Origin of the sequence: Paenibacillus sp. GCM10027630, from assembly GCF_042676305.1 — a bacterium.
GTDB lineage: Bacteria > Bacillota > Bacilli > Paenibacillales > NBRC-103111 > Paenibacillus_S.
The window spans coordinates 48,388-74,214 of sequence record NZ_JBHTGY010000013.1 but is presented as its reverse complement, the minus strand read 5'-3'; the positions used below and the strand labels follow the sequence as shown (position 1 = coordinate 74,214).

Here is a 25,827-nt window from a genome sequence, read left to right as displayed (position 1 = left end):
GTTTACCTGGAAGCAGCTTGCTTCTTGTTATCACTTCCCTTAGGTACCGGCTGAAACGTTAACAGGATGACTGCGATAATGATGCCTAGACTGCCCAGGAGCTGGACGGTATCCATAGGTGTATGCAAGAATAGGGTGCCCACTAGCACGGCGGTTAACGGCTCTGCACTGCTTAGAATACTCGCCCGGGCAGCAGTAACAAATCGCAGGCTATCCAAGAACAAATAGAATGGGATGATAGTCCCGATTACTACAATAAACAGGAGCAGAGAATATAAGAATAAGGAGCCCTGATTCCAATCGAAAGTCCATGGAGGAGTAAACAGGCTTAATCCAATGCCTCCAATAATCATGCTCCAGCCAACAACGGGAACCGCTCCCCACGTGGCGAGCAACTTTCTAGGGTACAGGGTATAAAATGCCGCGGCTAATGCGGATAGAATTCCCCATACTAACGCTTCAATCGTAATGGACAGTGAATGGAGAGAACCGCTTGTAGTCATGAAGAAAATACCTGCCAGCGCTAATAGGAATGCGGCAAGCTCTTTAACGCCAGGCATCTTCTTCAAGCGCAACGATACAAAGACAATGATAAATACAGGCCCAAGATATTGCAGCAAGGTGGCAGTAGCCGCATTTCCATAGTGAATGGCTGCGAAAAAGGTATATTGAACGCCCAGCATCCCAATTATTCCGAATATTAGCAAAGTGAACCTGTCCTTTTTATCAGACCATATAGAAAAAGCGTTCGAGGTTCCTTTAAGTAGGCACTGCAGCAGGATCATAATAGTGCCAGCCGATAATAAACGAATAGCGACTAGCAAGCCTGGCGTTGATATGAAATAGTGGAAAAATAGCTGCGCCGCGATCCCCGATAAACCCCAACAGGTGGCGGCACTTAAAACCATAATAATTCCTTTATTCTTCATGCTGAATTCTCCTCTTGCTTAAATGCGATAACAAGATCATAACACCCTGGGATAGCATTAGGGAATATACAGACTTCACATTAACGAGCAGGAAATGGCTATTACTGCGACAAACTCAATTGTGAATAGATGCAAAAAGACAAGGCTCTGGTCATCATGACTGGAGCCATTTTTGCCTAAACACTGATAGTAATTGTCTGGAAAGGGGAGAATAAGCAAGTATTTCTCAGTCTTGAGCCAATTAGGGTCTGATTAATCTCGGAATATGGAAGTATACCGCATTGGATACATAAACAGGTATATGCTAAACTATTCATCATAGAATTTAATACATCATAAAATTATATACATCATAAAATAATAACAACCATACTGATTAACGGAGATAAGAACAACCATGGAAGGCGAGAAAAAGCAACATTCGGAGCAGTGGATTAAGCCATTTACGCAATATCTTCGTGAAAAAGGCAAGGAGGAAAGCACGGTAAAGCTGTATTCTATTGAAATCAGCCATTTTATTAATTGGCTGCAGCGAACGAATAAATCAATAACCTCAGTCGTTCAAGAGGATATATTCGCGAGCCGGGATGAGCTCTATATTCAAGGAAAACGGCTATCTACCATTAACAAATACGTCTCGATTCTGGCTTCCTTTTTTAAATGGGCTGGAGAGCAGGGCTTGGTAAAGGAGAATCCAGCGGCGAGCGCCCGCTATTTCACTCCGAAAAAGAGTGAGCTTCCCAAATGGTTATCCGATGTAGAAGAGGCACGTTTACTGGAATTAGCTGAGCAGGAGAGAAATCCATTTAAACGAAGCCGCAATCTCGCGTTAATTCATGTACTTCTGTTTGCAGGACTCCGGTTGGAAGAAGTATCGGAACTGCAGATTCAATCCGTGTTAGAGGCTGAGTTGGTTGTTTATCAAAAAGGGGAGGAAATAAGACGGGTCCCTATCCAGGAGCAGACACGGGTTCGCTTGATGGAATGGATAGAGCAGCGAAGACTGGCTAACAAAGAAACTTATAACAATAGCACACTGCTGTTTGTCACGGAGCGTTCAGGCTCTATGCAGCCGCGTGCCGTTCAATTTGTCATAGAAGGTTATTCAGAAAGGCTCGGCTTTGAAGTAAGCTGTCATGATTTACGGAATACGTACTGCCGCAGACTGGCTGTCCAAGGCACGCCAATTCTGCTTCTTAAGCGTTGGGCAGGACATAAATCATTCCTTACCTCTTACCAGTACTACGCAGAGCTGCAGTAAATTCTATTTAAGGATGTGATAAGGAAACCGTTCGTACAAAGGATTGAAACATCCCAACAGAAAGAAAGGTGAGTGCTCCTCATGATTCAAATGACGGGAGTTAACAAAGTCTATGACGATGGTTTTAAGGCTTTGAACAATGTGAACTTACATTTTAAGAAAGGAGAGATCACTGTACTTATTGGACCCAGCGGCTGCGGAAAAACGACAACCATGAAGCTGGTCAACCGATTGATTGAACCTACAGACGGGACTATCCTCATCGAAGGCCAAAGCATTATGGAAATGAACCCGGTAGAGCTGCGAAGGAAGATTGGTTATGTCATACAAAACATCGGTTTATTCCCCCATATGACGATAGCGAAAAATGTGGCTGTCGTTCCCTCCTTATTGAAGTGGGATAAGTCCCGAACAGAGGCAAGGGTTGATGAACTTCTTCGTTTAGTTAATATGCCCCCTGAAGTATTCGGATCCAGGTATCCTTCCGAGCTTAGCGGAGGTCAACAGCAGCGTGTCGGCGTAATCCGTGCTATGGCTGCTGATCCCGATATCATCCTGATGGATGAGCCTTTTAGCGCACTAGATCCCATTAGCCGTGAGCAGCTGCAGGATGAGCTCGTCCGATTGCAGCAGGAGTTGAAGAAAACGATTATTTTTGTTACCCATGACATGGATGAAGCGATCCGAATCGCGGATACGATTGTCCTTATGAAGGATGGGCAGGTGGTCCAACAGGGGAAACCGGAGCAAATATTAAGACATCCCGCAGATGATTTTGTCAAAAGCTTTATCGGTCAAAAACGGCTGCAGCAAGGCATGCTTCCAGAAGAAATGCCGAGGGTGGATGATGTTATGGTGGAAAGTCCGGCTACGGCGCTGCCAACAAGAGGACTCGCTGAAGCTATTCAGATTATGGAAAAACGCAGGGTCGATTCACTGTTTATCGTAGATGCTCAGAGCATTTTGAAAGGTGTCGTCTCGGTGTACCGGGTTCTCGATCAATATGATGGGGAAGGACAGACGGTTGCAGATGTGATGAGGCCTGTGGAGCATTCGGTATCAACAGGGACTCCATTAATATTGGCGCTTCAATTGATGAATAAGCATCAGCTGTCGAATATTCCTGTATTAGGTGAAGGAAATCGTTTTATTGGTCTGATTACTAGAGGTACCGTTGTTAGACATATGGCTGATCTGTATACATCCATGTCCATTAATACGGGGGGTGCCGCAGATGTCGGGTAGATCTTGGTGGGCAAGCTACGCTGAGTTTTTGAAGGATCGGTATCCGGATATAGGTGCAGCTGCTTTAGAGCATTTGTGGATTTCAGCTATCGCTGTTATTCTGGGGGGCTTGGTTGCGATTCCATTAGGAATTGCTTTGGCCAATACCCAAAATCGGTTTGTTAAATCATGCGTATTCGGCCTGGCCAATTTGTTTCAAACGATTCCAAGCCTGGCTCTGTTAGCTTTGTTGATCCCGATTATGGGGGTAGGCATGAAGCCTGCAATCTTTGCGCTGTTCCTGTACGCCCTGCTGCCTTTATTAAGAAATACTTATGCCGGATTTGAATCTGCTGATCAGAGCATTCTGGAGGCTGCTAAAGGTATGGGCTATGGATCTTTTCAAAGGATTGCATTCATTCAGCTGCCAATAGCATTGCCCTATATTTTATCGGGTATTCGAATGACAACGGTCTATATCATCAGCTGGACGACTCTAGCTTCGCTAATTGGCGGCGGTGGACTCGGGGTACTGATTTTTTCGGGAATTGGCGTTAATAAGCAGGAATTGATTTTTACAGGAGCGATTGCCGCAATAGTACTCGCTTTATTGGCAGACTATCTACTTGGCTTCATGGAGAGAATCGGTCAGAAAAGGAAGCGCCTGAATTCAGCTTTACCTTCAACAGTTTAAAATATACGGATCTTATAGGAGGAGTTCATGATTAGAGGAATCACAGGAACGATTGGAATACTGGTGTTGTCGATGTCCGTGTTATTAGCAGGATGCAGTAAAGGTAAAGGCGATACGATCAAAATTGGTGCTCAAACCTATACAGAGCCTAAAATTATTGCGGAAATGTACAAAGCGTTGGTGGAAGAACGGACTGAGTTGAAAGTGCAAGTAGTCCCTGATTTGGCTGCAAGTCCTGTCATCATTCAAGCAATGAAGAGCAAAGAGCTGGATATGGCAACCTTATATTCAGGTGAAATTTTTAATGGGTACTTCGAGATTGAACAAACGAAGGACCGTGCTAAAGTACTACAGCAAGCGCAAGCAGGTTTTGATAAGAGTATGGATTTCAAATGGTTTGATCCTTACGGCTTTGAGAACACCTATGCATTTACGGTACGCAAGGAGCTTGCTGATCAGTATAAATTAGAGAACATATCCGATCTGACAGATAAAGCCAAGGATATGAAAATCGGTGTGGACACAACTTGGCTGGAACGTGATAATGACGGCTACAAAGCTTTTATGAAGCATTACGGCGGTCTCTCCTTTGGGCAAACCCTTCCGATGGAAATCGGATTAGTATATGAAGCGGTATCGAATAAAAAGGTGGACATAGTGCTCGCTTACTCCACTGATGCAAGAATAAAGCAGTTTGAGTTAAAGACGTTGAAGGATGACAAGCAGTTTTTCCCTCCCTATGACGCTTCAGCGGTTATAAGAAAAGAAACGCTGCAGAAGCATCCAGAGCTCAATGATGTAATTCAACTGCTGGTCGGCAAGATAAACGCGGAAACCATGGTAGGCCTAAACTACGAGGTCGATGTGAAAAAGCGGAACGAAAAGGATGTAGCGGTGGAATTTTTGAAGAAAACGGGTTTACTAAAGTAAAATTAGAGGGGGTGTAAGATGGAAACGACAAATCCCAACCTTTTGATGCAGCTGATCACCTATGTATCCGATCATAGCGGACAATTGCTGGAGCTAACGTTGCAGCATATACTTATGGTGCTTTGCGGAATTGGTCTGGCTCTCATCATCGGCATACCTCTTGGAATTATAAGCGCCAGAAATAAGAGATGGAGTTCCATCATTTTGCCAGCCGCCAACGTGATACAGGTGTTTCCAAGCATAGCTTTACTAGCTATTTTGATGATAGTGTTCGGGCTAGGCTTTTATACGGTAGTCGTCGGACTGTTTCTATATTCTTTACTTCCTATTATACGGAACACATATGTCGGCTTGACGCAGGTTGACCGAAGTATTACGGATGCCGGTAAAGGAATGGGAATGAACCCGGTTCAGCTTTTGTGGAAGGTTCAATTACCGTTGTCTGTTCCATTTCTTCTAGCAGGATTACGTGTGGCGGCAGTTATAGCTATTGGTGTCGCTACTATGGCTCCTTTAATTGGAGGGGATGGGCTGGGGAGGGAGATTTACTCAGGAATTAACCTGCGAAATCCGGTTCGGATTTATGCTGGAGCGATTCCTGCGGCGCTTCTTGCTATTGCAGCAGATATAGGGCTAGGCAGATTACAGAACAAGTGGAAGGATTTATCCAGGCAATAAAGAATTGAAGAAAGGCTATATAGCGTAAGCGTAAGGAAGCTTAGTCATCGGTCGGTTTTACGGCTGGCTGACTGGGCTTTTTTGCGTATAATATCAGATTTAATAAGTTTTCAGCGGAGCTGAAGAAATCTGATATTGCAAGAAAAGCTACCGCTTAGACACGAATGTATCTTCATCGAAAGGGCTTCGATCAGAAGCTTTTCTTAGAAATAAGGGTTAGCTGGAATGATTTTGGTAAGAACTCGAGAAGCAGCGCGTAGTTTCAACAAGTCGTCAGGCGGGGGGAACAGGGATGCGCTATTTGGATATGCACACGTAAACATTCAAGTGAAACGGAAGTACGATCACTTATTTGCTTGAAATAAGGGCAATTCGGCAGCTTATAGACGAAATAACGGATCGTAGTTCCGTAGAATGATGAATTCGAAGGAATGTAAGACAAATAGAGGAATGACGTTCCGTAAGAGGAAATTATGAGCTAGAGGGTTGCACATGCACACAAGAAAACCGCCAGGAAACAATTTTCCCTGACGGTTTTCTTAAGGGACGAGAAAGTATAAGTTTGAGGGGTTCACCCAGTACTACAAAGAGATGTATGTCTTTGGAATACCGGATCGAAGAACGGTTAGGGAATAAGGAAGTAAGGCAAAGCACAGAGTAGAACAAAAGAGGGCATGGGTGTGGGGTGGAGGAGCGATAGCGTCCGCCCTGGTCGTCACCTCCGGTGACTGCTCGGGTATGCAACCTACCTTTGAAGCACGTGTTCCCACCGCTGCAAGCCTATAATTCGAGGGAACACGAGCTTCAACAGCGACCGGAATCCCACATCCATCCCTCCCCACGTACAAACGAAAGGGTACACCAAGGACGCCGCAAGGCGTTTTTCTTATAATAGCTTGTAGACGTTGCTTCTGCTGCACATAACAATGAATATTTAAAAAATATGCTGTGATTATGTGATTTGCTATTGACAGGGATGAGTAAATGATATATCTTTAATTTAAGATAATTAAATCAAAGACATCGCAGGAGGTGACTTAAAAATGCCAATCGAATTAGATAAGGAACATGCATCTTCGCTCAAGCTATTCGTTGTACTTTCCAAAGCTTATAGAACCGTGATGGACCGAGCTGTCAAGGATATGAAGGAATACGGCTTGTCACCTTCCGAATTTATGATTCTCGAAGTGTTGTATACGAAGGGGAAAATTCCTTTGCAGCAAATTGGGGAGAAGATATTGATTACGAGTGGAAGCATTACGTACAATATCGACAAGCTGGAAAAGAAAGGACTCCTGAAGCGCGTGCCTTGCAAAGATGACCGCAGGGTCATATTCGCTGAGATCACTACAGAAGGCAATGCCATGTTTGACCGTATTTTTCCTGATCATGCCGCTACTATCCATAGCTTAACCAAAGCTCTTTCTCAGGATGAAAAGCTGATAGCTGTCGAACTGCTTAAGAAATTAGGAAAAGGAGCAGAGGAGCAATAGCCATCTCGATGGCCGTTTTTCTCGCCCTATATCTTAAAATAAAGATTGTTAAATTAAAACTAAATGGAGGATGATTTTAATGATGGCATTTGGATTGTTATTGGTTCGTTTGGTAGTTGGGTTATTGTTTGCAGGACATGGAGCTCAGAAGCTGTTTGGCTGGTTTGGAGGCTATGGGCCTAAAGGAACAGGCGGTTGGATGGAATCGGTCGGTATTAAGCCGGGAGTAGCGATGGCGGTATTGGCTGGATTGATGGAGCTGATCGGTGGAGTGCTCTTTGCACTAGGGTTGTTTACTCCTCTAGCCGCTGTGCTTATCACGTTGACTATGCTTGGAGCCATTGCCAAAGTTCATGGGAAAAATGGGATTTGGTCAACAGCCAATGGTTACGAATATCCGCTCGTGCTCATTGTGATCGTAATTGGAATAGCTTTGACAGGTGCAGGAGCATATTCCTTGGATGGAATACTTAATTAATTCGAATACTCAATTAACAAGTAGGGAAAACAATAAAGGAGGAATTCAAAATGTCACTACAAACTACAGGTATTCACCATATCACTGCTTTTGCAAGAAATCCACAGGAGAATGTTGATTTTTATGCTGGTATTCTGGGTCTTCGTCTCGTTAAGAAAACAATTAACTTCGATGCTCCTGATGTATATCACTTGTATTTCGGCAACGAAGCGGGAAGCCCGGGAACTATTATTACGTTCTTTCCGTGGCCGGATTCCCGCAAAGGGAGAATTGGCGGAGGGCAAGTGGGTATTACCACTTATGTGGTACCGCCGGGCTCGCTTGCATTTTGGGAGAACAGATTGGAAAGCCACGGTGTCTCGGTTACGAAGGTAAGCCGTTTTTCAGAGCAATACTTGCAGTTCACAGATAATGAGGGCTTGCGTCTGGAGCTTGTCGAACGTGAAGAGGGGCCGCAGAGCAGCTGGTCATTCGATGGTATCACGGCAGATCAAGCGATCAAAGGGTTCGGAGGCGCTGTTCTCTTCAGCACCAACCCGATGAAAACTATGGATGTATTGCAGCATCTGCTCGGCCTGGAAAAAGTGGCAGAGGACGTTGCTTATGCCCGCTATCGGTCCAAAGGAGATATCGGCAACGTTATTGACGTACCGTTGGCTGTCATGGGCAGGGGCATCGACGGTGCAGGAACAGTTCATCATATCGCATGGCGTGCTTTGGATTTCGAACAACATACGGAATGGAGAAGCTCGGTGCAAGATTACGGCTATCGTCCAACCGAGATCATAGATCGTCAATATTTCAATGCTCTTTATTTCCGGGAGGCAGGCGGAATACTTTTTGAAATCGCTACGGATCCACCGGGCTTCGCTCATGACGAATCTGCAGAGACACTAGGCGAGAAATTGATGCTGCCGGAGTGGTTCGAGTCAGCGCGCTCTCAAATCGAAGCCAATCTGCTGCCTATCCAAGTTAGGGTATTGGAGGGGAAACAAGGATGAAGCATCTTTTTGAAAAGGGCAGCCGCCCAGAAGCTCCGACGTTAGTTCTATTTCACGGTACCGGAGGAACGGAACGAGATTTGCTGCCGCTGGGCAAACGAATTTCTTCGGAATCTTCGATACTTAGCCTTAGAGGAAATGTACTGGAAAATGGGATGCCACGTTTCTTCAGACGATTGGCAGAGGGTGTGTTTGACGAAGAAGATTTGATCTTCCGTACCAAGGAAGTGAATGACTTTCTGGATGAGGCTGCAACCCTCTACGGATTTGACCGCGGCAATCTAGTGGCGGTGGGATACTCCAATGGGGCCAATATTGCAGGCAGTCTGCTCTTCCATTATAAGCAGACGCTCAAAGGCGCTATTCTTCATCATCCTATGGTTCCGCGGAGAGGGATTCCGATTCCGGATTTGTCAGGTATACCGATTTTTATTGGTGCCGGGACTAACGACCCGATCTGTTCAGCCGGGGAGACCGAGGAGCTCCAAACGCTTCTTAGTGAGGCCGGCGCATCGGTTAAGGTACATTGGGAGCGTTTCGGTCATCAATTAACTTCTTCAGAGGTTGAGGCTGCGGCAGCTTGGTTTCACACAGAGAGCCAGCTTATTGCTGAGTGAAGTCCGGTTGGCTACTAAAGATCATGAAAGTAAGAAATAAAAGATGCGGCCAGACATGAAACAAGTCGGGCTGCATCTTTTTATTTGGTATAGATAGACAATGCCGGATGCTCTAATGGCTGAAGGATGAGGCGCTCTTTTACAATAATGAGTCGTAATGTCTTTTCCCATGCAAAATACGTCTGATCTGCACAACATCGCTCTTGACTACATAAAACACCAGATAGCCATGCACGGCTAAAACACGATAACCCTTCAACCGAAGCGTGGAATTTTTGGTCAAAGGGCATCGAAACAGCAGATCTCCAAGTGATGCGATCTGATCACTAATGTCATCATATAACTTGAAATCATCATAGGATGATTGTTCATTAAGATAATCGATGATTTCCTGTAAATCCCTCTTGGCAGCTGGGAAAATGAGCACTTTATATTTTTCCACGAATGTTTGACCTTAACTTCCGGGACACTTCCAAGAAGTCCTCTCCGATAGCGGCGTCAGCAATTTCAGCTTCAGCTTCGGACAACTTGCTATATAGTTCGATCAAGGCCTGCTGACGCTCATATTCCTCGATACTCATGACAACCATGTCACCAGTGCCATTCTTAGTTATAAATACAGGCTCACGCTCCCGGTGGCAAAATTCGGATATTTCATTCGCGTTATTACGCAAATCTGAAATCGGACGGATTGTAGGCATAATTGTTTACCTCCTTAGCGATGTTCTTATGGATATAATTGTAGCATAATTAAGAGCAAATTAAATGCTATATTAGGAGTGAATATTGCTGCAACCGATGATTGTATCAACCTTCTATTATACGCGGGTGCCATGAATGATTCGTTCCAAACTGATAACATACGCATGCTCGGTATCATAGACAGCTTGGATACTGTGTGCTGTTTGGAGAGCAACTGACAGTCGAATGAATCGAATCTGCAATATACAGCCATGTTCAAAAATTAATTTTTGATGATTTTTTACGTGAAAAAGTGATGATGGATTATGTGCGAAAAGTGGTTAAAAACCTTATTCCACAAGGGTTTTTCAGCTTTTTTTAGGAAGTTAAATAAAGATGATTGTTTGAAACGAAATAAGAAAGGTATACTTTTCTTAGCGCCAAAGACATTATGACAAGCAAGCTTGGACCTGATAGTTGGCAGCTTGTTTACAGACTAAATGTTACGCGCTTTCATTCCAAATTATTACATTTTAATCTGGAGCTAATGGATGTGATGCTGACTTTAAGTGGATTTGTTGGAAGCGCATTCAACGTTCAAGTTGATGGAATCCAATCTTCTGCATCTGTATTTTATGAAGTGGAGTCGGAGCAGCAAGATGAACACCGAAAGGTTTGGGTAACCTAAACCCTCAATATATACAGAAAGAAAAGGAGTCGTGGTATACAATGAAACATAAAAAGTGGATTGCAACTATGGGGTCTGTTACATTAGCAATGGGAGTTTTAGCTGCCTGCGGCAGCGGAGAACCTGCAAAAACAGCAACAAATGGGACATCGACAGCTCCTAAGGCAGAAGCTCCTAAAGTAGATACTACACCTTTGGACCTGTCTATGGTCTTTAAACAAGTAGGCGATATTCCAGCTAAAGGGAATGTAATTGAGCAAGCTCTTGAAAAAGGCACTAATACTAAACTAAACATCCAGTGGGTACCTGCTTCTACTTATGACGAGAAAATTAACGTAATGATCGCTGCTAACGAATTGCCAAAGGTTTTGATGGTTAGCTATGTGCCAACTGTTATTAATGCGATTCAGGGTGGACAATTCTGGGAAGTAGGTCCTTTACTTAAGGATTACAAAAACCTATCCGCACAGAACCCGCAGTATTACGAAAATATTAAGGTTGATGGCAAGCTTTATGGAATTCCGCAATTCCGTGAAATAGCGCGCCCAGCGTTTATTTTCCGTAAAGATATTTTAGATGCTAACGGAATGAAAATGCCTAAAACGCTGGATGAGTGGTATGAAATAGCTAAGAACCTGAGAAAAAATGATACTTATGCCTTTATGTTGGATAAAAAGTACAACGAAGGTCCATCGTCTCTATTGACTCGTTTTGCCGTAGCCCAAGGTGGAGTTAACCGTTGGGGCGCAGATGCCAATGGCAAGCTGACACCAGAGTTTTTGACACCACAATTTATGGATGTACTGAAATTGTTCAAGCGCCTTTATGCAGAGAAGCTTATCAATCAAGACTTCCCAGCTCTAGATGGCACAGAATTGGATAAAGCATTTGAGTCCGGTCGTTCGGTTCTTAAATTGAACGGCGTGGCGACAAACGCTGCGAATATCCAGGACCGTTTGGTTAAGGTAGTCCCTACAGCTCAGTTAGATGTTGTCCCTATGGAAGGACCTCAAGGATTTAAGGTTGCCGCACAAAATGGTTACAACGGCTTGCTGGTATTCCCGAAATCGACTGTGAAAACCGAAGCTGAACTGAAACGTATTTTGACATTCATGGATAAATTGTTGGATGCGGATATGTCCACCCTGCAAAAACGTGGTATCGAAGGCGTTCACTTCAAAAAAGCTGAAAACAATTTGGTTGAGTGGGTTGATTTGACTGCATTTAACCGTGAAGTTAAGCCATACCGCGATAGCTTGTTGAACTTTGAAACTTACAACGTACCTCAATTGAAAGATACTCCATTGGCAATGAAAGGTTACAAAATGGAGCCGGACAACTTGAAGTATGCTGTTCATAACCCAACTCTGACTCTATCTTCACAAACTTACTCGGAACGCGGTAAAGAACTGGATCAAATGATGTGGGATGCGCAAACTAATTACATCGTTGGTAAATTGGACGATGCCGGCTTTACAGCAGCGATCGACAAATGGCGTAAAGCAGGCGGCGACAACTTGATTAAAGAGTTCGAAGCAGCGATTGCCAAAAATAAAGCAGCTAAATAATAAAGCGTTACACGATACAACAAGTGAGCAGGATGGCTTAGCCATCCTGCTTTGCTGCGTGAATTTTTTAAAATAACAGGCCGGTTTTCCTTCTATGAGGGAAAGCCGGCTTTTTCCGGTCCTTGCATGAGAATGAGATGCTTGGAGAATTAATAATGAAGAGAGGATCAAAGCTCCATAATTCTACATCCGATATTTTTCTACCATGCTGCTTATGAAATTCCCCTTACTGAAATAGCTTCCTACTTATAGAATGAAAACAGAAACAAAACAAGGGGAGAGATATAACGATGAATAAAGCAATTAAAGTAGCTACAACAATGCTAGTATCCGCTTCTGTGCTTGCAGCATGCGGCGGCCAACCAGCAGCTGATAATAGTGGAGCAGGCGCATCAGTCGGCGCTTCCAAAGAGAAAGTAAAGCTTTCCGTGTGGCACAACTGGACAGGCCAGGATGCAAAAGGAATTGCAATGAGAAAAATTTTGGATGACTATAAAGCCCAGCATCCTGAAGTTGAACTTGAAGTAGAAGGACTTCCGACAGACGGCTTAAAAACTCGCCTGCGGACCGTTGCTGCTGCTAATGAGATGCCGGATCTGTTCGTTATGTGGCCGGATGCTATGACAAAGGAATTTGTTAATGGCGACCTCCTTCAGCCGATCGACGAATTTTTGAACTCCAAGCCGGAGTGGAAAAATAACTTCATCCCGAATGCTTTGGACGGATACACAGTGGACGGCAAAACTTATTCCGTTCCGATGAACCTGGCTCCAAGCTCATTCATCTATTATAATCAAGCTATTTTTGATAAATATGGCGTGAAAGTTCCAAAAACATGGGACGAGCTTAAAACCGCAATCGATACCTTCAATAAGAACAACGTCATTCCTATGGCGCTTGGTAACAAGGCAAACTGGGTGGCACAATCCACTATCTTCAGTACAATTGGTGATCGTGTAACAGGTACCGACTGGTTTATGAAAGCCGTTAAGCAGGACGGTGCAAAGTTTACAGATCCTGAATTCGTGAAAGCATTAACTGTGCTTCAAGATCTAGGCAAATCGAAGGCATTCCAAGACGGCTTTAACAGCATCGATGAAAACCAAATGATGCAACTTTACTTCCAAGGCAAAGCAGCTATGTTCATGGATGGTGGCTGGGCTCTTGCGAACCTGGTAAACAATGCGCCGAAGGAAGTTTTGGATACCACTCATATTACGGTTCTCCCAGCAGTCGATGGCGGTAAAGGAAATGCACAATCGACGGCAGGTGTTGTAGGAACAGGTATGGGTATGAGCAAGAAAGTAAGCGGCACAAAGAAAGAAGCGGCTAACGAACTGCTGTATGCTCTGGCCGGACCTGACGGACAAAAGGCTACATTGGGTAGCAGCACCTTGGTAAGCTACAAAATCGAAGTGGACAAATCCAAAGCACATCCTTTGTTTGTTGAACTGAACGAGCTTATGAAAAATGTGAAAATTGTTCCGGTATACGACTCTAAGCTGAGCTCTGCTGCAGTTGAAGTGACTAATAATGGTCTTCAAGAGCTTCTGAGTGGTGGCAATCCTGAAGCTATCGCGAAGAAAATACAAGATGCACAGGCGGGTGCTATTCGTAAGTAAGACGAATACCTCGGAATAGCAAGCCCTCCCTTGCGGGGGGCTGCTTATTTTTTGAAAAGGAAGTGATAATTGATGAATACCTTGCATGTACGACGTTTTGTTGTACTCGGCCTTCTGCCATCTTTATTAATTTATAGCTTGTTTGTTTTTGTACCGGTCATTTGGTCGGCTTATTACGGTTTTTTTGATTGGAAAGGTATTGGGGCTGCTCGATTTATTGGTTTGGACAATTATGTGGAGGTTCTTCATGATACAGTATTTTGGCGGGCGTTGAAAAACAACGTTATTTTTGTGCTTGCCTCTGTATTTGGACAATTACCGCTTGCTTTAATACTCGCTATTGTTTTGTTTAAGAGCAACCCTCTTCAACGGTTTCTGCGTTCAGCTGTTTTTATGCCGATGGTTATGTCGTCCGTTGTTATAGGGATGATTTGGTCGTACATTTATCATCCGCAGATCGGTATCCTTAACTTTTTGCTGGATTATCTCGGTTTGGGGAGCTGGAAGCTGCAGTGGTTGTCTGACCAGCACATAGCTATTTTTTCGTTGATTCCTCCGCTTACTTGGAGCTTTGTGGGCTTGTACCTCATTATTTTCGTGTCCGCGTTGCAAAATATTCCGGGAGAAATCCACGATGCGGCCCAGATTGACGGAGCTACTGGTGCTAGAAAGCTGGTTTCTATTACACTACCGATGATCTGGAGTACCGTACAGGTTGCCATCATTTTATGTATCTCAGGCAGCTTGAAGTCCTTCGACCTGGTGTATGTTATGACTAAAGGCGGTCCGGCCCACTCTACCGAGCTGCTCGCGACCTATATGTATAACTCTACGTTCTCATCGTACCGCTACGGGTATGGAAGCGCGATTTCGACTTCCATTATTATATTGAGTCTGCTCTTTATCGGAACGAGCCAATGGCTTACAAGCAGAAAATCCAAAACCGCATAGAAAGGAGGACGTGAGTATGAACAATTCAGCCGCATCTTATCAAAAAGCAAACGTACAATCACCTGCAAGCCATTCCTTGAAGAAATGGAGACAGGGCTTGTTTTGGCTTCTTCTGACTCTTTATGGTATTTTAACGCTATATCCATTATTTTGGTTGGTTATCAGTGCCTTTAAAACGAATGCGGAATTTATTAATACGCCTTTTTCTCTTCCGCACACGTGGCAGGTTGAAAACTTTGTTAAGGCTTGGCAAACGTCGAAAATGGGCGTGGCTTTCGTCAATTCGGTTATTGTATCGTTGGTGTCGCTGGCCCTTACATTATTTTTGTCTGCACTAGCGGCTTTCGTCATTGCAAGACTGAAATTTCGCTTCAAAGGCCTGATCTTAGGATTTTTCGTAGTAGGGATGCTTATTCCGATTCACAGCACCTTGGTACCATTATTTATTCTTATGAAGCAGCTCTCCATATTAAATACGTATTGGGCGCTGGTTCTTCCTTATACATCCTTCGCTCTGCCGACTGCTATTTTCGTGCTTACAGCCTACTTGTCATCCGTACCTAAGGAGATAGAAGAGGCAGCGTTTATTGACGGAACGGGGCTATGGGGTGTGTTTATGCGCATTATGCTGCCCATTTCCTTGCCGGCTCTCTCAACGGTTACGATTCTTAGCTTCTTGCACTTTTGGAATGACTTTTCTTTTGCTCTTGTTTTTATTAGTAAATCGAGTCTTAAAACACTTCCGCTCAGTATCGCGACCTTTGCAGATGGGTTTCAAACGGACTACAGCTTAACCTTGGCGGCTATGACGATTGCGGTCGTTCCTACCATAGTGGTCTATCTGATGTTCCAGGAGCAGGTAATGAAAGGCATGACGGCGGGAGCGGTCAAGGGTTAGTTATTCACTAGGCAGGGGGAAGGGATCGATGTTGCAATGGATGGGACATTCTTTACGGAGAAAGCTGTCCTTTATCATGCTTGTAACCTCGCTCATCCCCCTGTTATTTCTTGGGGGATTTGCGTTTAGCATCTCATCCAAAATTACTGAGGAAAAGACCGAGCAAGCGGGTATTGATACGCTGCGTCAGATGGATGGAAACCTTCGCTTCATTATTAAGGATGTCGAGAATATGTCTCTCTTTCTAATCGGCCAAAGTGACATCCAACAATATTTATCGAGTTCTGAGGAAGATATGAGCGCGCGGACGCGCATTCTTGCGTTTACGACAAATCTGGGCAGCTCCAAGGAGTACATTTCCAATATTATGATTTATCCGGAGAAAGCCAAGGACGCGTTATCCACTATTAATTTGTATGAATCGGATTTAAACAAGCAGTTGAACATTCGAGATGTTACAGATAAAATATGGACCGGTGTATACAGCGTGGAGAACTTTGCCGGGCGTAGGAATGTAATTTCGTTTATTCGTCCGCTGCGTAGTGTTAACAATTATGAGACCTTGGGCTGGATGGTCATCAGTCTGGATGAGAAGGTTATTTCCCGTTATTGGTCGGAGCCGAAGCTGGGAGATGGACAAGGGCAAGTGGCGCTTGTGAACGATAGGGGGATCATTCTGTCGGCAACCGATAAAAGCTGGCTTTCGCAGTCCTTCGAATCCTTGCTTCCAGGTGTTTCATCCCAAATGAAGCCGGATATGTACGGCAGCTTGAACGATGGTGAAGGGCATATGAAGAAAACGATATTGTATTATCGGGAGCCGCTCGTCGGGTGGAAGCTTGTCGGAGTTATTCCCTTCGAATTGTACAAAGCGCAGAACGGGTATATTATCCAGCTTACTGTTGCTGCTATCGTCCTTTCGGTGATCGCTACTTCTGGATTAATACTGTATTTAATCCACCGGGTGACTAACCCGCTGCGGGTGTTGACGAGATTGCTATCCAAAGTCAATCCTGAGGAGCCTTTACCCCTTTATACAGTGGGTTCGTCCGATGAAATCGGCAAGCTGGCGGAGAGCTATAATATGCTTGGTATGCATATCGAGAAGCTGAAGAAGCAACTCATCCGTAACGAAGCGCAAAAGAAGGAAGCAGACATGAGGGCCTTGCAAGCCCAGATCAATCCGCATTTTCTGTATAATACATTGTCTTCGATTCATTGGATTGCTTTAATGAACGAGGAAAAGCGAATCGCTGATATGGTTGGGGCTTTAAGTGACTTTCTTCGTTTCAGCTTAAATAAAGGCAAGGAGTTTTGTCCGGTTCATCAAGAGCTTGCCCATATCAAGAACTATGTCCAGGTACAATCTATCCGTTATCCAGACAAGTTCGATGTGGATATCGTCGTTGATCCGGAATTGCAGGATAATTACATGCTCAAGCTCTTGCTTCAGCCTTTAGTGGAAAATGCGATGATCCATGGTATTCAGAAAAAAGAGGGAAAGGGGATGATTACGGTGTACGTAGAGCGTAGAGCTAACAAGATGAGCTTTCTTGTGTTGGATGATGGAATAGGAATGTCGGAGGAGCAGCTGCAGACAGTTCGCAGCCATTTATATCCTTCGGGAGAGCAGCTTGTGCCTGATGCCAGCTACGGCCTGAGAAATGTGCATGAACGGCTGCAGCTTCATTATGGCATGGATGCAGGTCTGGTTATCGAGAGCAGGGAGCACGAAGGTACGCGCATCTCTTTTACTATCCCCATTCTGGAGGGACATCATGAGAATCATGATCGTGGATGATGAAGTTATTATTCGTACCGGACTGGCTAAGGTAATTAACTGGGGGGAGCTTGGAATGGAGCTTCTGGAGCCCGCGGCTTCTGCCGAAGAGGCTTTGGAGAGAATCCCCAAAGAGCGTCCAAATATACTGCTGACGGATATCCGGATGAGCGGCAGGACGGGCCTGCAGCTTGCGGACGAAGCGAAGCGGATCAATCCCGAGCTGGAGGTCATCGTCCTGTCGGGCTATGATGATTTCGCTTATACTCAACAAGCGATCCGTCAGGGAGTCAGCGACTACTTGTTGAAAACGAGCAGGCCGGAGGAAATCATTAAAACCGTGCTGAAAGCCAAGCAGCGGATTGAAGAGAAATGGGCTGCACACAGCCAGGGGCATTTCCAGCACAAGGAGGCCCGCAACCGGTTATTCGAGCGCTGGGTGGTGGATGGGGAGACGGAGGGGATCGAGCCTCATCTTCTGACCACCTTTTTCCCGCGGATATGTGAAGAAACGAATTCAGTCGGGGTCTGGCAGCAAATCATTATATTATCGGCGGAAGGCTGGCATGAATCGCCTGGTTCAGAGTCGCTGCTGCTGTTTGCGGTCGAAAACATGCTGCGGGATTTATTCAGTTGTGAGACATTGCTGGAGAAAAGACGGATAATCGTAGCTATCCGATTGAAAAAAGAGCAGCCGTTTGATGATCAGAATATACGTTATGTCATTGGGAAGATCGAACGTTTGTTGAAATGCAAGCTGTTTGTAGCCGTAGGCAAACCGGTGGAACAGCTGAGGCAGCTTCATGAATCATACACAACAGCGAGCGAGGCGTTCGGTTATAAGTCATTAATTGGCGATAGTATGCTGAATTATGCGGATATCATGCAGCGCAAAGGCGGTAAGACTGTTTGCTCGCATGAGGAGGAGCTGGAGCTTTCTTCGATCCTTCTGGAGGATAATCCGGTTGCGTTGAAAGGTTGGGTGCAGCGAATGCTTCATGAGCAGCTTGAGGACCCCCAGATGACGCTGGAGTCGATGGAAGCGTTAGTACATTCGATTGCCCTCACGGCTCATCGGTGGCTACAAAGGGTAATGACTGCAACTGGGCGTACGAGTGCAAGGGAAGAGACTCCAGCGCATTTTCATCTCAAGTTGAGCGTTATTACGCCCAAGGATGCGTTGTTTCAACATTTATATTCGGTCATGAAGCTGTACCACAATCAGCTGGCTGAAGGACAAGCAACACACGCGCAGAAAGCGATGGCATATATTGAGGAGCACCTTGGCCAAGATGTTGGTCTCCAGCAGGTGGCCAAGCATGTTCATCTGCATCCAAATCATTTAAGCGAAGTATTCAAGAAGGAAACCGGCATGACGTTCGGCGATTATGTAGCTAAGCAAAAAATTCGCCGCGCGATGGAGATTTTATCGGTTTCTCCGGCCAAAATCAGTGAAATTGCCGTAACCGTCGGATATGAGGACGTTAAATATTTCAGTCAAATTTTCAAAAAGTATACAGGCAAGACTCCAAGCGAATTCCGCGGGGATGCATCTATTCATTTGGAGCAGGAATAATGGCAGTAGAAGGAAAGAGGGAGCTTATGGAACTGGCAAGTCTTTGGAGAATTCAACATTTTGACGTAGGAGCGAAGAGACCGCTTGAGGTAGCCTCTGCCGGATTGGACGACCGTTTCTGGATTACGGCGAAGGTGCCGGGCGATGTGCACTCCGCTTTGATTGAAAGAAAGATTATTGAAAATCCTTATTTCGGACATAACGATGCAAAAAGCCTGTGGATTGAGCAAAAGGAATGGTGGTACCGGACCCAGTTCGATTACGTTGTGGAAGAGAGCAGCGAGGAAAGACAGGAGCTGACTTTTGAGGGGCTCGATACATTTGCAACTGTATATGTGAACGGACTCGAAATCGGTAAAACGGACAATGCGCTGATGGCGCACACCTTCGACGTTACAAGAGTATTGCGTAACGGCAAGAACACTATCGCGGTGAAGTTCGACCCGCTGTATTTGCATAACCGTGACAAGGAGCTGTTTCAATGGTCTTCTTATACGAAGGAGCGTCCGTGGCTGCGTAAGGCCGCGATGAACTTCGGTTGGGATTGGGGCCCGCGGATGGTGACTGTAGGCATCTGGGGCAAGGTGCGCATCGAACGCAAGCGCTGGGCCAAGCTGGACAGCGTATATGCTCGGTCGATAGCTGCTAGTGTGCAGGAAGCAATAGTTCGAGTTGATGTAGATGTAATGGCATACCGCAAAGATGCTGCTCGTGAGCGTGTGTGCGAGGTGCGTCTGTTGGACCGCGATGGTCAGGTGGCGGTCTCTTCTAAGCTGCCGGTTAGCGGGAAGACGGCAGCGGTTGATTTGAGGGTCAATGCTCCGCGATTGTGGTGGACGCATGACCTGGGAGAGCCGTACTTGTACGAGCTCGAAGTAGTGCTGTTCGCTGATGGAGAACAGGTAGACAGTTACCGGAAGCCGTTTGGGATTCGTATCATAGAGTTGCAATTGAAGGATGAAGAAGGCCAGAACGCTTTTGTCTTCGTTCTCAATGGCGTCAAGCTGTTTGCCAAAGGCTCCAATTGGATTCCGGCCGATAATTTCATCGGCGCTATACCGGATCAGCGTTACCGCGATCTGATTGCCCTGTCTGTTGATTCCAATATGAACATGCTGCGTGTGTGGGCTGGCGGAATATACGAGAAAGACATATTCTTCGAGGAATGCGACCGGACCGGAGTGCTCGTATGGCAGGACTTTGCCTTTGCCAATGCGCTGTTCCCGGATTTCAACCGCGATTTCATGGATAACGTGCGCCGCGAGGTTATTTACAACGTTAAGAGGCTGCGCAATCATGCTTCCTTGGCGTTGTGGTGCGGTAACAACGAAATCGATTGGCTGTATGATATGAAATCAGCAGGCGGTGACATCACTTGCCCTTTCTATGGCGAAGTGATTTATCACGAGCTGATTCCGGAAGTGCTGGAGGAGCTCGATTCCAGCCGCGCTTACTGGCCGTCCTCGCCTTACGGCGGCAACGACGCCAACGATCCGGATGTTGGCGACCGCCACAACTGGCAGGTATGGCACGGCTCTGTGTACCCTCGCCAATTCGGTGACGTGCCTTTGCTCGATTACAGTATCGAGGGCGTTACCTTCAAGAATTACAAAAAAGATTTCACCTTGTTCAGCAGCGAATTCGGGATGCATGCTTCAGCGAACCGCTATACGCTGGAGAAAAACATACCGGAGGGCGAGTTCTATTGGGGCAGTGTTGAGATGGCGTACCGCAATAAAGATACGAATCATCAGAAGGGCATTCTGCTGATGGAAGGCTTCACGGGCATTCCTCAGAACATTGAGGAATACATGAACTTTTCGATGCTCACTCAGGCCGAAGGGCTGAAGTACGGTATCGAACATTACCGCCGCAATAAGAAGCGGACGAGCGGCGCGCTGGTATGGCAGCATAACGACAGCTGGCCGGGCACGAGCTGGTCGCTGATCGATTACGAGCTGCTGCCGAAGGCATCGTTCTACTACGCGAGGAAGTTCTACCACCCGCTGCTGCTGTCGCTTGACCATGAGCCGGGGCAGCCACTGAGCGTGTGGGTCGTCAATGACCGCGTAGCTTCATACGAGGGCAAAGTTCGCCTGAGCGTATATGACTTCGCAGGCGTACAGGTTTACACGCACTTGTTCGATGCGAGTATCCCGAGCAATGGGGCTGTACAGCTTGGCAGCCTGCCGGAAGCTGATGTACTGAACGGCCGCGCGCCGGAGGAAGTCATTGTCAAGCTGACAGCCGAAGGCTGGAATGCGCCTGACAATGTGTATTATCTGCGCGATCCTAAGGATCTGCGCCTGCCATCCACCTCCTTGAAGGTGGATGTGGATGCGGCGGAGCAGACCGTGACGGTCACCGCTGTCGGCAGCGTGGCGCGGCTGGTGAAGCTGGATGTGCCGCAGGGCAATATCCGCTTCAGCGATAACTTCTTCGACTTGCTGCCAGGCGAGCAAGTAACAGTTCACATCAGCGCCCCGGCAGGAAAGCCAGTTTCATTGGCTGGGCTGAAAGTAAGCGCGCTGAACGCGAAGTAAACCGGGCAGACCAGGGTTCAGAAACACCTTAGTCCTACCGGCTTGAGCAGAGAATAAGAGAGCACTTTTCCCCACTTATCCAGTGATCGGAAAGGTGCTCATTCTGTTCTTTTATTGCTCGTTAGCCTTTCCAACTGTCGCCGGATTGGATAAAGCGGCGCATTCACGGAATGCAAAGTGTTTGCATCCTAGGCATTTGGCTGGATCCATTTTTCCCACTGCGTAATCAATAGCCTCTCCCGTATGTTCAAAGAAATGACCGTCCCCAATTTGTTCACTTAATCCGGTTCTTTTCAAATAGGCTTCAGGTTGGCTTTGAATGCCTGAGATCAGCACAAGCCCGCCTGATTGTTTGAAATGCTGCACGATGCTTGCCAAATTGGATTCCCCGGTAGAGTCCAGAAATGGAACCTTTCCCATACGAAGCAGCAGCATTGCAGGACGGGACGGGAGAGCTTCCATAATGGACTTTTCGAACAGGCTTGCTGCGCCAAAAAATAAAGGGCCTTCAATCGTAAAAATACTCAGTTGAGGACAGTCATGATCATCTTTAACCATATGGGCTCCCACTTTTTCATGCTTCAATGACGGATCCGGCAATACTTTGGCCACTGTAAGTATATTGCTCATCCGTTTGACGAATAGAAGGATGGCTAAGATCAATCCGACTTCTACAGCCGTTGTCAAATCTGTAAGCACGGTAAGAAGGAAGGTTATGACAAGCACCAAAGAGTCCGTTGTTCTTGTTTTGAGAATATGGGCAAATTCTCTTCTCTCACTCATATTCCAGGCAACTACCATTAAAATAGGCGCCATACTGGCAAGCGGGATGGCAGAAGCAAACGGAGCGAATAATAGCAGGATTAACAAAACGACGACTCCATGAACGATCCCGGAAATAGGGGATACGGCTCCGCTTTTAATATTTGTAGCAGTCCGCGCTATAGCTCCTGTTGCAGGAATTCCCCCGAATAGAGGAGTGACTATGTTCGCAATCCCTTGGCCGATAAGCTCTTTATTACTGTTGTGCCTGCTGCCGGACATTCCATCTGCAACAACAGCCGAGAGCAAGGATTCAATACCGCCAAGCATAGCAATTATAAAAGCAGGAGGAAGCAGCTCTTTGATTGTATCGAATGAAATAGGAGGAATGGCGAGACTGGGGAGAGTGCTCGGAATTACCCCGTAGGTGGATCCGATGGTTGCCACATTTCCGCTGAACCATAAGGTTGCGGCAATGCTGGAAATGATTAATCCTATTAAAGAACCGGGAACTTTAGCGCTGATTCTAGGCATGATTAATAGGACCCCTAAACTGATTAAGGCCGTGACAACGCTCCAAACATTTATGGTAGACAGATGCATCCCGATTTCGTTCATATTAGACAAAAAATCTTCATGGCGTTGTAGATTGCTTAGTCCCAGGAAATTACCGATTTGGCCTGAAAAGATAATAACGGCGATACCGGATGTAAATCCAATGGTAACGGGCCGCGGAATGTATCTAATTAAAACACCCAGCTTCAAAATGCCCATTAAGACAAGAATAATCCCGGCTAATAGGCCGGCAATGAGTAAGTTTTCATAGCCGTACTGTATGACAATGCCAAATAGAATGGGGACAAATGCTCCCGTAGGTCCGCCAATTTGAAATTTGGACCCGCCAAGCAACGATATCAGGATACCGGCAACTATGATCGTATAAATACCGAACTGAGGCTTTACGCCGGAAGCAATAGCAAATGCCATTCCTAATGGAATTGCAACCACGCCAACAATCAACCCCGCAACTAGATCACGACGCAACATAGGGTAAGTAAAGCCTTCAAATCTCCCGGACCATTTCAAATGACAACCCTTCTTCTTTGATATTTGTAATATTTGATTATTTGAATATATTAAGAATAATAAACCTGTGCATATAAAAAAACAATGCCCTTTTTGTAGACATTGATAAATATACTTTTTCTATTTGGTTTTGTTTGATCCTATGCTAGACTTTATAAGTTTCTGCTGAGCTAATAATAAAACGCATGATGAATATTCTGCTCGGACGAAAAGCGCTGCTAAAACACGAAGGCATCATCGTTGAGGCGATAGCGAATGGTTTAACTGGAATTTCTGGAGCTAATACTCCCGTCAGAGCCTCGGTGAGGCGCTTAACTGGAAAAACTCCATCTATTACAAGAAAATATTGGGTGAAATGCATTTAATGATGCAATTAGCAGGCCTTTTTCCAGTTATTTGCGGAAAAAGGCCTTCGCGGCGGGGATTAACGGGAGGATTTCCCGCTAGTCAATCCTGAAGCGCAAGACCGGCGCTGAACTACAATGGATGACATGCTGAGGGGGGGCACCTAGCCGTAGCCGTGTACTATCATTAAGCTTTGATACATCTCAATTTTCTGACACCCGCATACTTTCCAATAGTGAGATTGTTCCGACCAGGTGATTGTCAAAAATTTGTTTGGCTACCTGAAGCAAGTCTTTAACCAGGGGATCGCGCAAGCTGTACACTACGGATGTCCCTTCCTTACTGCCAAAGACAACATTTTTGTTTCTTAGAATCGATAGCTGCTGGGAAACGGCTGAACCTTCACTGCCGATAATGGTTTGGATCTCATTTACGTTTTTGCTGCCCTCGGAAAGCACTTCAAGTATACGAATTCTCATAGGATGGGCCAAGGCTTTAAAAAATTCCGCCTTAAATTGCTGGAGCTCAAGGTTCATAACGAATTCTCCTCGTATATTCAAATATTTAGATATTATCATAACATAAAAAGCCTCTTGTTCAACTAACTCCCTGCATTAATAGATGTTCCTGTTGATTGCAGTATTAATTGTATTGACTTATAATGCCTATATATTCAAATAACAAGATATATGAATGAAAAGATAGGGAATGACAAATTTGTTTTTAAAGGTGAAACATGAAAATGGCAACAAAGGAACAAATTATAGAGCATGGACTCGGCTATTTAGGTGATGTTGGAATTGAAGCGGTTTGTCAGGTATGTGTGCCTAATGGCGGGTCTTGCTGTAAAAGCTGTTCTTACTTGAGAGACCGAGTGGGCTGCCAATCACGTAACACCAGCTGTACGGCATGGCTGTGCGGCTTTCAGAAGTATATATTTTTTGAGCTCGGATTACTGGAGGCGTGGAACTTATTTTGGGAGCAGGTCCCAGGTCAGGACTACAGGCAAGACTTCACTCCAACTCAAGTGGTTGTTCCATTATGGCTGGATAAACCCGATCCACGAATTCGCAGCATAGTCGATGCATTTGCCCGTGATTTAGAAGAGCTGCGTGTCCACAAAAAAATAATGATTTCCCAATTCAATGATACATTAGAATCTTATATGATAAAAAATTTACTTTACCCTGATTCTGAAATTGCTCGCCATGTATTAAAAAAGCAAAGAAATCACATGCTGGATTTCAAGCAATTTAGAATGGAGAAGGAAAACTATTATAGCCGTTGACAGCATAATTATGCGCAGGAGGTGGTCTGGTTGGGGATTGGTGGAACGATAGTTTTAGGTATAATTACGATAATCATCGTATGTGGATTGACATTTTGGGTGACGAAGAAAGCCTACTCGCGCAAATGGGAAGAAGAAGACGAGGATTAAGAAAACTAATAGTATATCCTCTTAAGAAGAAAGAAGCACACCGGGAGGTGTGCTTCTTTCAATTGAACGATTCAGATGCAGGCTTACCAATTTACACTTTCAAACCAAACTCCATCCTGCTGCTTAGTCGTAAGCGCTTTGTGAATATAGGAGACCATAGGCTCCGGCAGCTCACTTAGCTTAAACCATTCCAGCTCTTGGCATTTATGCGGCTCGGCATTGACTAGTTGGCCTTTCCAGGAGCGTACCTTTAGAAAAAAGTCGATCCATTCGGAGCTCGTATTTTTTCGGTGCATGACACCTATAACATCAACTTCAGCGGGATCGATGTCTACCCCGGCCTCCTCTTTGGCCTCACGTATGGCAGCTGCTTTGACCTCTTCACCGCCATCCATTCGCCCTGCAACAACACTCCATTTACCATCTTCAAAGCCTGTGTTCTGTCTCTTTAATAGTAAAACTTCATCATTGCGGTAAAACAACAGATGGACCGAACCGTATAAAATTGGGGTTCTCAAAAGTAGGCCTCCAGAATGAACGTTTATAATAGATGCGATTAATGATGAACCGGTGTAACTTTGTGT

24 protein-coding genes are annotated in these 25,827 nt (G+C 45.4%); 18 read left to right on the top strand and 6 right to left on the bottom strand.

Going from position 1 to position 25,827, the window contains the following annotated elements:
* Window positions 1–2: 2 nt before the first annotated feature.
* A complete protein-coding gene (locus ACFQ0C_RS07495; RefSeq protein ID WP_379365465.1) occupies window positions 3–929 on the bottom strand; it encodes a DMT family transporter in 927 nt (308 codons plus the stop codon).
* Between the two features lie 397 nt (window positions 930–1,326).
* On the opposite strand from ACFQ0C_RS07495, the gene ACFQ0C_RS07490 reads away from it, so the two are divergent.
* From ACFQ0C_RS07490 to ACFQ0C_RS07450, 9 genes are all read left to right on the top strand, one after another.
* Window positions 1,327–2,190, top strand: coding sequence for a tyrosine-type recombinase/integrase (locus ACFQ0C_RS07490; RefSeq protein ID WP_379365463.1), 864 nt, complete (start codon window positions 1,327–1,329; stop codon window positions 2,188–2,190).
* 81 nt (window positions 2,191–2,271) lie between these two features.
* Window positions 2,272–3,435 carry a betaine/proline/choline family ABC transporter ATP-binding protein gene (locus tag ACFQ0C_RS07485; protein WP_379365461.1) on the top strand — a complete coding sequence of 388 codons (1,164 nt, stop codon included), beginning with the start codon at window positions 2,272–2,274 and terminating at the stop codon, window positions 3,433–3,435.
* Window positions 3,425–4,108 (top strand): ABC transporter permease, encoded by a 684-nt coding sequence (locus ACFQ0C_RS07480; RefSeq protein WP_379365459.1) that lies wholly within the window; start codon window positions 3,425–3,427, stop codon window positions 4,106–4,108. Before ACFQ0C_RS07485 ends, ACFQ0C_RS07480 begins: the two co-directional genes overlap by 11 nt.
* A gap of 27 nt (window positions 4,109–4,135) precedes the next feature.
* Complete coding sequence (locus tag ACFQ0C_RS07475; RefSeq protein ID WP_379365457.1) at window positions 4,136–5,038, top strand: glycine betaine ABC transporter substrate-binding protein; 903 nt, start codon at window positions 4,136–4,138, stop codon at window positions 5,036–5,038.
* Window positions 5,039–5,056: 18 nt separating this feature from the next.
* Window positions 5,057–5,716, top strand: a complete 660-nt coding sequence (locus ACFQ0C_RS07470) for an ABC transporter permease (protein WP_379365455.1) — start codon at window positions 5,057–5,059, stop codon at window positions 5,714–5,716.
* 1,043 nt (window positions 5,717–6,759) lie between these two features.
* Window positions 6,760–7,209 carry a MarR family winged helix-turn-helix transcriptional regulator gene (locus ACFQ0C_RS07465; protein WP_379365453.1) on the top strand — a complete coding sequence of 150 codons (450 nt, stop codon included), beginning with the start codon at window positions 6,760–6,762 and terminating at the stop codon, window positions 7,207–7,209.
* Window positions 7,210–7,288: 79 nt separating this feature from the next.
* Window positions 7,289–7,687: a DoxX family protein gene (locus ACFQ0C_RS07460; protein ID WP_379365451.1), complete on the top strand. Its 399-nt coding sequence runs from the start codon at window positions 7,289–7,291 to the stop codon at window positions 7,685–7,687.
* A gap of 50 nt (window positions 7,688–7,737) precedes the next feature.
* On the top strand, window positions 7,738–8,688 hold the full coding sequence (locus ACFQ0C_RS07455) for a ring-cleaving dioxygenase (RefSeq protein WP_379365449.1): 951 nt from the start codon (window positions 7,738–7,740) through the stop codon (window positions 8,686–8,688).
* Window positions 8,685–9,305: an alpha/beta hydrolase gene (locus ACFQ0C_RS07450; RefSeq protein ID WP_379365447.1), complete on the top strand. Its 621-nt coding sequence runs from the start codon at window positions 8,685–8,687 to the stop codon at window positions 9,303–9,305. The genes ACFQ0C_RS07455 and ACFQ0C_RS07450 overlap by 4 nt, the downstream gene beginning before the upstream one ends.
* A 139-nt stretch (window positions 9,306–9,444) precedes the next feature.
* Here ACFQ0C_RS07450 and ACFQ0C_RS07445 read toward each other — a convergent pair whose 3' ends face one another.
* Both ACFQ0C_RS07445 and ACFQ0C_RS07440 read right to left on the bottom strand, forming a co-directional pair.
* A complete protein-coding gene (locus ACFQ0C_RS07445) occupies window positions 9,445–9,747 on the bottom strand; it encodes a type II toxin-antitoxin system RelE/ParE family toxin (protein ID WP_379365445.1) in 303 nt (100 codons plus the stop codon).
* Window positions 9,734–10,006, bottom strand: coding sequence for a type II toxin-antitoxin system Phd/YefM family antitoxin (locus ACFQ0C_RS07440; RefSeq protein ID WP_379365443.1), 273 nt, complete (start codon window positions 10,004–10,006; stop codon window positions 9,734–9,736). Before ACFQ0C_RS07440 ends, ACFQ0C_RS07445 begins: the two co-directional genes overlap by 14 nt.
* Window positions 10,007–10,539: 533 nt before the next feature.
* Here ACFQ0C_RS07440 and ACFQ0C_RS07435 point away from each other — a divergent pair.
* The 8 genes from ACFQ0C_RS07435 to ACFQ0C_RS07400 all read left to right on the top strand — a co-directional run bounded on the left by ACFQ0C_RS07435 (window position 10,540) and on the right by ACFQ0C_RS07400 (window position 21,612).
* The gene (locus tag ACFQ0C_RS07435; protein ID WP_379365441.1) at window positions 10,540–10,674 is read left to right on the top strand and encodes a hypothetical protein; all 135 of its coding nucleotides are present in this window, start codon (window positions 10,540–10,542) and stop codon (window positions 10,672–10,674) included.
* Between the two features lie 41 nt (window positions 10,675–10,715).
* Entirely contained in the window at window positions 10,716–12,242 is a 1,527-nt protein-coding gene (locus ACFQ0C_RS07430) for an extracellular solute-binding protein (protein ID WP_379365439.1), read from the top strand.
* 290 nt (window positions 12,243–12,532) lie between these two features.
* The gene (locus ACFQ0C_RS07425; protein WP_379365437.1) at window positions 12,533–13,864 is read left to right on the top strand and encodes an extracellular solute-binding protein; all 1,332 of its coding nucleotides are present in this window, start codon (window positions 12,533–12,535) and stop codon (window positions 13,862–13,864) included.
* A 72-nt stretch (window positions 13,865–13,936) separates the two neighbouring features.
* Window positions 13,937–14,815 carry a carbohydrate ABC transporter permease gene (locus ACFQ0C_RS07420; RefSeq protein ID WP_379365435.1) on the top strand — a complete coding sequence of 293 codons (879 nt, stop codon included), beginning with the start codon at window positions 13,937–13,939 and terminating at the stop codon, window positions 14,813–14,815.
* Between the two features lie 16 nt (window positions 14,816–14,831).
* Entirely contained in the window at window positions 14,832–15,713 is an 882-nt protein-coding gene (locus ACFQ0C_RS07415; protein ID WP_379365433.1) for a carbohydrate ABC transporter permease, read from the top strand.
* A gap of 28 nt (window positions 15,714–15,741) precedes the next feature.
* Complete coding sequence (locus tag ACFQ0C_RS07410) at window positions 15,742–17,514, top strand: sensor histidine kinase (protein ID WP_379365431.1); 1,773 nt, start codon at window positions 15,742–15,744, stop codon at window positions 17,512–17,514.
* Entirely contained in the window at window positions 17,492–19,069 is a 1,578-nt protein-coding gene (locus ACFQ0C_RS07405) for a response regulator (protein ID WP_379365429.1), read from the top strand. The genes ACFQ0C_RS07410 and ACFQ0C_RS07405 overlap by 23 nt, the downstream gene beginning before the upstream one ends.
* A gap of 26 nt (window positions 19,070–19,095) precedes the next feature.
* A complete protein-coding gene (locus ACFQ0C_RS07400) occupies window positions 19,096–21,612 on the top strand; it encodes a beta-mannosidase (RefSeq protein ID WP_379365515.1) in 2,517 nt (838 codons plus the stop codon).
* 111 nt (window positions 21,613–21,723) lie between these two features.
* Here ACFQ0C_RS07400 and ACFQ0C_RS07395 read toward each other — a convergent pair whose 3' ends face one another.
* Together ACFQ0C_RS07395 and ACFQ0C_RS07390 are read right to left on the bottom strand one after the other, a co-directional pair.
* Window positions 21,724–23,460, bottom strand: coding sequence for a SulP family inorganic anion transporter (locus ACFQ0C_RS07395; protein ID WP_379365427.1), 1,737 nt, complete (start codon window positions 23,458–23,460; stop codon window positions 21,724–21,726).
* 548 nt (window positions 23,461–24,008) lie between these two features.
* Window positions 24,009–24,341: an ArsR/SmtB family transcription factor gene (locus tag ACFQ0C_RS07390; protein ID WP_258216998.1), complete on the bottom strand. Its 333-nt coding sequence runs from the start codon at window positions 24,339–24,341 to the stop codon at window positions 24,009–24,011.
* Window positions 24,342–24,547: 206 nt separating this feature from the next.
* On the opposite strand from ACFQ0C_RS07390, the gene ACFQ0C_RS07385 reads away from it, so the two are divergent.
* On the top strand, window positions 24,548–25,093 hold the full coding sequence (locus ACFQ0C_RS07385; protein WP_379365424.1) for a hypothetical protein: 546 nt from the start codon (window positions 24,548–24,550) through the stop codon (window positions 25,091–25,093).
* Between the two features lie 233 nt (window positions 25,094–25,326).
* On the opposite strand, the gene ACFQ0C_RS07380 is transcribed toward ACFQ0C_RS07385, so the two are convergent.
* Window positions 25,327–25,761, bottom strand: coding sequence for an NUDIX hydrolase (locus ACFQ0C_RS07380; RefSeq protein WP_379365422.1), 435 nt, complete (start codon window positions 25,759–25,761; stop codon window positions 25,327–25,329).
* Window positions 25,762–25,827: the final 66 nt, after the last annotated feature.

Bases quoted from the DNA above. Each gene is read 5' to 3' on its own strand.
- ACFQ0C_RS07485 (WP_379365461.1), top strand. From the start codon at position 2,272: ATGATTCAAATGACGGGAGTTAACAAAGTCTATGACGATGGTTTTAAG.
- ACFQ0C_RS07385 (WP_379365424.1), top strand. From the start codon at position 24,548: ATGGCAACAAAGGAACAAATTATAGAGCATGGACTCGGCTATTTAGGT.
- ACFQ0C_RS07470 (WP_379365455.1), top strand. From the start codon at position 5,057: ATGGAAACGACAAATCCCAACCTTTTGATGCAGCTGATCACCTATGTA.
- ACFQ0C_RS07450 (WP_379365447.1), top strand. From the start codon at position 8,685: ATGAAGCATCTTTTTGAAAAGGGCAGCCGCCCAGAAGCTCCGACGTTA.
- ACFQ0C_RS07430 (WP_379365439.1), top strand. From the start codon at position 10,716: ATGAAACATAAAAAGTGGATTGCAACTATGGGGTCTGTTACATTAGCA.
- ACFQ0C_RS07405 (WP_379365429.1), top strand. From the start codon at position 17,492: ATGAGAATCATGATCGTGGATGATGAAGTTATTATTCGTACCGGACTG.
- ACFQ0C_RS07460 (WP_379365451.1), top strand. From the start codon at position 7,289: ATGATGGCATTTGGATTGTTATTGGTTCGTTTGGTAGTTGGGTTATTG.
- ACFQ0C_RS07390 (WP_258216998.1), bottom strand. From the start codon at position 24,341: ATGAACCTTGAGCTCCAGCAATTTAAGGCGGAATTTTTTAAAGCCTTG.
- ACFQ0C_RS07475 (WP_379365457.1), top strand. From the start codon at position 4,136: ATGATTAGAGGAATCACAGGAACGATTGGAATACTGGTGTTGTCGATG.
- ACFQ0C_RS07400 (WP_379365515.1), top strand. From the start codon at position 19,096: ATGGAACTGGCAAGTCTTTGGAGAATTCAACATTTTGACGTAGGAGCG.
- ACFQ0C_RS07440 (WP_379365443.1), bottom strand. From the start codon at position 10,006: ATGCCTACAATCCGTCCGATTTCAGATTTGCGTAATAACGCGAATGAA.
- ACFQ0C_RS07455 (WP_379365449.1), top strand. From the start codon at position 7,738: ATGTCACTACAAACTACAGGTATTCACCATATCACTGCTTTTGCAAGA.
- ACFQ0C_RS07420 (WP_379365435.1), top strand. From the start codon at position 13,937: ATGAATACCTTGCATGTACGACGTTTTGTTGTACTCGGCCTTCTGCCA.
- ACFQ0C_RS07425 (WP_379365437.1), top strand. From the start codon at position 12,533: ATGAATAAAGCAATTAAAGTAGCTACAACAATGCTAGTATCCGCTTCT.
- ACFQ0C_RS07465 (WP_379365453.1), top strand. From the start codon at position 6,760: ATGCCAATCGAATTAGATAAGGAACATGCATCTTCGCTCAAGCTATTC.
- ACFQ0C_RS07415 (WP_379365433.1), top strand. From the start codon at position 14,832: ATGAACAATTCAGCCGCATCTTATCAAAAAGCAAACGTACAATCACCT.
- ACFQ0C_RS07490 (WP_379365463.1), top strand. From the start codon at position 1,327: ATGGAAGGCGAGAAAAAGCAACATTCGGAGCAGTGGATTAAGCCATTT.
- ACFQ0C_RS07495 (WP_379365465.1), bottom strand. From the start codon at position 929: ATGAAGAATAAAGGAATTATTATGGTTTTAAGTGCCGCCACCTGTTGG.
- ACFQ0C_RS07410 (WP_379365431.1), top strand. From the start codon at position 15,742: ATGTTGCAATGGATGGGACATTCTTTACGGAGAAAGCTGTCCTTTATC.
- ACFQ0C_RS07480 (WP_379365459.1), top strand. From the start codon at position 3,425: ATGTCGGGTAGATCTTGGTGGGCAAGCTACGCTGAGTTTTTGAAGGAT.